Below are 5660 nucleotides of genomic sequence, written 5' to 3'. Positions count from 1 at the left end.
AAATGGCTGCGTGAACTCTACGGCCAAACCCCGTTAAAACGGGGAGGATTACCGAGCGAAATGCAGCTGCACCCGGGCATCGTGACCAAGGCAAAGACAATATTCATAATCTTGTCATGGATCGGACGGCGACCCGGCGGAAGGTCTCGCGCCGGACCTTGCAGAGCGAAGCTGACGTATATCGTCTTGAAGAAAAGCTTTTAAGCTATTTTACGACTCCCACCACCGCGATCACCAGTGAACAAACCCACGGTCTTTACGGAGTGCCTGTCGGTGGGCTGTCGACAGACAATGACGAAAATGCGGGCTCCGATACCGACGATTTGCCGGCGGAAACCCAGCAGGCGCTCCGGGTTGACGCCGGTGTCAAAGGAAGGGTGACTGCCGGGGCAGCGGCTGGGCGTCGCCGCAAAGCGAAGAGCTGGCTGCCGGGGGCAAAGGAGTAGATAATGGTTGACGTGACACTCGGCCCTCAAGGCCTGCGCCCAGAGGTTTGTGCTTCCGATCCGATCCATGCGGTGGATCCGCGTCCGTCTCGTGAAGACGTCTCGGCATTCTCGGATTGGCTTTTGCGGCGTTATTTCATCAGCGCCTGGGATAACCACTTTCTTGCGCGCCTCGAAATGGTTCTCAAGCGTGATGGCGAAGGCAACTTGCTCCCGGAGGGTAAGGAGTTCCGCAGCGAACGGAGGGGGGTATGCATCACGGCCCTTTCGCAGCACGGAAAGACAACGATGGTGTGGCAGGTTTTGAAGCGGCTTTTCAACGACAGCTTCACCGAGAGCAAATGCGGTGAACGGATCGCCTATTGTCGTCTTAGAGGGGAGGCCAGCGTTAAAAGCATCTGCCAGGATCTTTGCCGATCGACAGGCTACAATACCTTTCCGGTCAAAATGACACGTCCGGAAGCCAGCGACCTTGCCGTTCATCGGTTGCGGCTGGCCGGCATCACGATGGTTGTCATCGATGAGGTCCACAACATGTCCGACAGTAAGGATGTGATCAACCGCTTCCTGAAGACGCTTGCACAAGACCGAGGGGGGGTCTGTGTTATTCTCGTCGGAACACCCAAGTTCCGCGAGTTCATCTACAACGACCCCGCACATCTGGAGCTTGCGGAGCGCTACCTAGATCTTCCTCTGATGCCCTTTGCCCGTGCTGAAACCATTGATCTCATTCATGCCGCGCTGAGAGAGGTGACCAAGGATGCAGGTATGCGCCTGGCTGCCAGCATTCGGAAGGATCTTTATTTTGCAGACCGGATCTATGATGGCCTTCACGGAAGTTTTGGCCGCTGCATGTTCCTGACTGTCAACGCCGTCATCCGTGCGTTCGAGCAGGGCGGCGATACTGTGGAGGCCGAGGATTTCCGAAAGGTCTTTGATCTGAAATACCTCCATTTCAATGCCCAGAACCCATTCGTGCCTCGTGAATGGGCACCCGCCATCCACGAGGCAGCAGTCGAGGAAGGTGACAGATCATCAGTGTTTTTCGACGTCGACCTCGTGCCGCCGGCACCAAAAAAGAAGCGTGGGCGACCAAGAAAGAGCACCGGGGCGGCCGCATGATGTCTGAGGCACTCACGCCCCGGCTGCCCTTCAATGAGGACGAGCTGGCCCAAGGTTATTTTATCCGCACCGGCTATTTCCATGCCGGCGTTTCCCTTGGAGCGTTCTGCGGCTTTACTCAAATCAATCGTAAAGACGTCAGGGATGGCAAAAAGGTTTTCGTGGACCGATTGGCTGGCATGTCAGGTCAGCGAGTTGATGTAATTGCCCAGAATACGCTGGTTGCTCGTCCGAACAAAACTTTTCACCTGCGGGGTGAAGATCTCGGCATTTCCGTCATTCGTCGAACCGAAGTGCGGTTCTGTCCCCAGTGTCTGCAAGAGGATATCGGATATGACTCTGCAATCAACGGCGGGCTTCTGCGCTTCCGTTGGGCTTGGCTGCTGCGTCCAGTGATGACTTGCCGTCAGCACGGCGTCATGCTCGCCGAGTTGCGCGAGCCTGATACAGTGAAGGCCTTCGACCTTCCCAAGCTCATCGCGGATCACGAATTTAAGCTCGAACGATTGACGCATCCTCCAGCCCAAGCCCCAGGCCCATTGCATACATACGTGGAGGCTCGGCTCTGGGGTAAGAAAGATGCAGTTCCCTGGCTGGATGGCCAAGGCATCGAACCAGCGGTAAAATCTTGTGAAATGCTCGGTGCACTGATTGAGGGCGGCCCCAATGCCCTGATCAAAGCTTACACTGCGGAGGATTGGGCACGGGTCGGTGATATCGGCATCAAGATCTGTTCGCAGGGCTCTGATACGATCGCAGACGTTCTTGGCCAGTTGAAAATCGCTGCGGGACGACGGAGCGGTCGAACTGGACCTCAAGCGGCATATGGAATTTTGTTCAATTGGCTAAACTATATGCGAGGTGCGGAAAAGTTCGCACCGCTGAGACAGGTCTTGCGCGATGCGATTCTCGACAACTTTGCGATTGGGCACGGTGAAGTCATCTTGGGGGAAGAGGTCCGGGAGCGTCGAGTCCATTCCGTGAACTCTTTTGTGACCGCAACCGGGATCAAGCGCTTCCGGCTTTACAGACTAATGCGCAAGGCGGGCATGATCCCCGAAACTGCGGATGAGGCGGCATTTAATCAATGGGTATTCGGAGCAGCAGAGGGCGAGCAACTTATCACTCGCATTCAGAACTCGGTCCCATTGAACAAGGTGAAGGAGGTTCTGGGCTGTAGCAAGACGCAAGCTGAACAGCTCGCACAGCAGGGGGTGATTGCCTCGATCGTGCCCACGGCCGAGGGAGCAGTGGGTTTGACCCAAGGCTATTACAATCGTGACGATCTCGCCGAATTCATGGCGGAGGTGTTCGCCAAGGCCTCGTCCTTCGATACCGAGGAGGACGGATATGTGGATTTGACGAGGGCTGCGCGACCTCTATCTTCAACTATCGAGATCCTGCGGTGGCAGCTAGATGGCAAGCTGCCGGGCACCCGTCTACTGAGATGTGCGAAGAGGTTGGACCATCTTCGATTTCGACAAAGTGAGGTCCTTTCCCTTGTGGCTGTCCGTAGAGGCCAAGACCTCTGCCGCTTCTCCTCGGTTGCGATCGCACTCGGTATTCCGATTTCTGCCGTGAAAAAGTTGGCCTCCACGGATCGCGGTGGGCCTTGGCTGTTACAGGCACCGCAAGAAATTTGCGTGGGCTTTGCCGGCGCGGCCTATGTTTCCATGAGCGAGGTCGAGCGGTTCCAAGCAGCTTATGCGACGATCGCCATGATCTCTCGCACTGTCGGGATTCATTTCCGCGCGGTTCAGAAGATGCTGGAGGAGAGGAGTATCCTACCAGCTTTCGATCCAGGCTGGCTTGGCACGCACGTCTATCTTCAAGCGGACGTAGAGGGATTTGTCGTGGAGTTTGAGGGGACGAATAAGGCGGAGAAATACGCAGAAAATCGACGCACTTTCGGGCATAATTCGTCGATTTTTCCAAAAAATGACCGCTTTGGTGAATCCGATGCTACCGTTTTGTGAATCCGATGCGCTGCACTCCGAAGTGACATGCAGCGCACTCGATATAAATCAGTAAGTTACGCGTAAAATTGTGCTTTTTATGCCAGTTTCTACATCAGATCTGATCGGATGTGCGCATTGACGCCAATGGATTATCAGCGTTTTTACGCTTTGCTGCCGCGCAGATCTCTTGCACAAAAAAATCGCCCCGGCTAAAAGCGATGTGCTGCCGGATTAGCTCAGAGGCCAGAGCTGCGCTTTTGTAAAGCGAGGGTCGGGGGTTCGACTCCCTCATCCGGCACCACTACTTTCTTCGCATCTTGCGAAAAGCCTGAAATTACAAGAAAATTAGATAGATATCGCGACCGCTCATTGGCTGGATTGGTTCCGTTGATGCGTAAAGTCGCGATCCATTTATGCACAGAATACGCAAGCGCGGCGTCATGCGTAAAAATAGCAAGCATTCGAAAGGTTGATGGCGGCAATTTCTGCGTGGAGATCGCGCAAAAAGGCACCCGCATGTCGAAGGTTTTCCCCACAGAAACCGCTGCGAAAGATTGGGCCGCCCGCCATGAATATCTTGTTCCCAACACGGAGCGAACGCAAAGCGCAGAGACTTGGTCAGATGCTCTGCCTCGGTATGCAAGCGAAATTACGCCAGCAAGACGAGGCTCGTGGAACGAAACGTTGCGACTGAAGGCGATTTCCGGAGATAGAATAGGGGCGAGCAGGCTGGTTGACGCTTTCAGCGTCCGATTTTACTGATTGGCGCGGCAGGCGGTTGGCAGCAATCCAGCCAGGATCGTCGCAATGGTGATATGATAACCAGTTACCCCAAAGCCGTCGGGCAAAGTGCTGGATAAAAACCGCCGCGGCGCGCAGATCGACAAGGCGTCGTCCAGCAGCCAAGACGACAGGGGCGTCACCTCACTCAGCCAGGCATAGGTCAGCAGCCTCGACTTTAATGATGTTTGCCGTGACGCTGATCACCGGATTCGCGGCGCGTGTAATGAAGAACGGCCTCAGCAACCAAAGCCAACAGCCCCAGCAGCAAAGGCGACAGCCCGACTGAAAGTGCGGCCCAGATGGTCAGGCCTGCCATGGCGATGACGGCAGCAAGAACCAGAAGAAATTGTGGCAGGGGCATCGAAGCTCTCCTCATTGCCAATCAATATGAGGTCTTGCCGTCTGATCTGAAAGGGGGAATTCGCGTTTTTCCCAAAGACGGCGGTTTGCTGCCGTGACGGAAGCTGGATCGACAGTCGACGGCGGCATTGATTTGGCCAGTCGCCCGGTGTTATTGTTCCCCATTCGTTCTTGGTGATTCTGATGCTTCCTCCGGCCAACCCAGATGAAATCCTCAAGGCGCGGGGCAGTGCCAATCGCCCTGATCCGCGATTTGAGCCGTATCAGCGGATACGTGAATCCGATGGCTGGGATATTCCCGAAGAGCAAAGCCTGTTGCGGACTGCCATTTCGATGGAGGCTGCACGCAGCATCATCACGCGTAACCAATCTCCGGATATTCCCTTTGATCGCTCGGTCAATCAGTACCGTGGTTGCGAGCATGGCTGCATCTACTGCTTTGCGCGGCCCTCGCATGCCTATCTGGGCCTGTCGCCGGGGCTGGATTTCGAGACGAAGATCACCGCCAAGCCGAATGCCGCGCAGCTTTTGGCCAAGGAGATCGCTGGCCGAAATTATAAGGTCGCGCCGATTGCTTTTGGCACCAATACCGATCCTTATCAGCCGATCGAGGCCAAGCTGGGTCTGATGCGCGCCTGTTTGCAGGTTCTTTGCGACTGGAACCACCCGCTGAGCCTTGTCACGCGCGGCTCGACGATTCTGCGCGATCTTGATTTGATCGGCGAAATGGCCGCGCGGCGTCAGATCATGGTCGGGGTGTCCTTGACCACGCTTGATCCCCAACTGGCCCGCCAGATGGAGCCGCGCGCACCCACCCCTGCCACCCGTCTGCGCATGATCGAGGCACTGACAGGGGCGGGGGTTGCCGTGCGTGTGATGGTCGCGCCCGTTATCCCGGTTCTGACCGAGCCAGAGATCGAACAGATCTTGCAGGCAGCCGCGGCCGCTGGGGCACAAGCGGCCAGCATGATCCCGCTGCGGTTGCCGCTTG

General features: G+C 56.0%; 5 protein-coding genes and 1 tRNA gene. 5 read left to right on the top strand and 1 reads right to left on the bottom strand.

From position 1 onward, the window contains the following. Nucleotides 1-158 precede the first annotated feature (158 nt). The 4 genes from RTS12_RS19955 (at nucleotide 159) to RTS12_RS19940 (ending at nucleotide 3827) form a co-directional block, all read left to right on the top strand. Nucleotides 159-446, top strand: coding sequence for a hypothetical protein (locus tag RTS12_RS19955; protein ID WP_312531770.1), 288 nt, complete (start codon nucleotides 159-161; stop codon nucleotides 444-446). Nucleotides 447-449: 3 nt separating this feature from the next. Beyond that, nucleotides 450-1568 (top strand): ATP-binding protein, encoded by a 1119-nt coding sequence (locus RTS12_RS19950; protein ID WP_312531769.1) that lies wholly within the window; start codon nucleotides 450-452, stop codon nucleotides 1566-1568. Next, a complete protein-coding gene (locus tag RTS12_RS19945) occupies nucleotides 1568-3544 on the top strand; it encodes a TniQ family protein (RefSeq protein ID WP_312531768.1) in 1977 nt (658 codons plus the stop codon). The genes RTS12_RS19950 and RTS12_RS19945 overlap by 1 nt, the downstream gene beginning before the upstream one ends. Nucleotides 3545-3751: 207 nt before the next feature. Further along, nucleotides 3752-3827: transfer RNA gene (locus tag RTS12_RS19940), tRNA-Thr, on the top strand. 657 nt (nucleotides 3828-4484) lie between these two features. Here RTS12_RS19940 and RTS12_RS19935 read toward each other — a convergent pair. Further along, nucleotides 4485-4670, bottom strand: coding sequence for a hypothetical protein (locus tag RTS12_RS19935; RefSeq protein ID WP_312531767.1), 186 nt, complete (start codon nucleotides 4668-4670; stop codon nucleotides 4485-4487). A 182-nt stretch (nucleotides 4671-4852) separates the two neighbouring features. On the opposite strand from RTS12_RS19935, the gene RTS12_RS19930 reads away from it, so the two are divergent. Continuing rightward, nucleotides 4853-5660 (top strand): radical SAM protein (locus RTS12_RS19930; RefSeq protein ID WP_409455724.1); only part of this gene is annotated, 808 nt, incomplete at its 3' end.

This window comes from Paracoccus sp. (in: a-proteobacteria), from assembly GCF_032007265.1.
Lineage (GTDB): Bacteria > Pseudomonadota > Alphaproteobacteria > Rhodobacterales > Rhodobacteraceae > Paracoccus.
The sequence above is the reverse complement of the archived record's forward strand: the minus strand, read 5'-3'. Positions and strand labels throughout refer to the sequence as shown.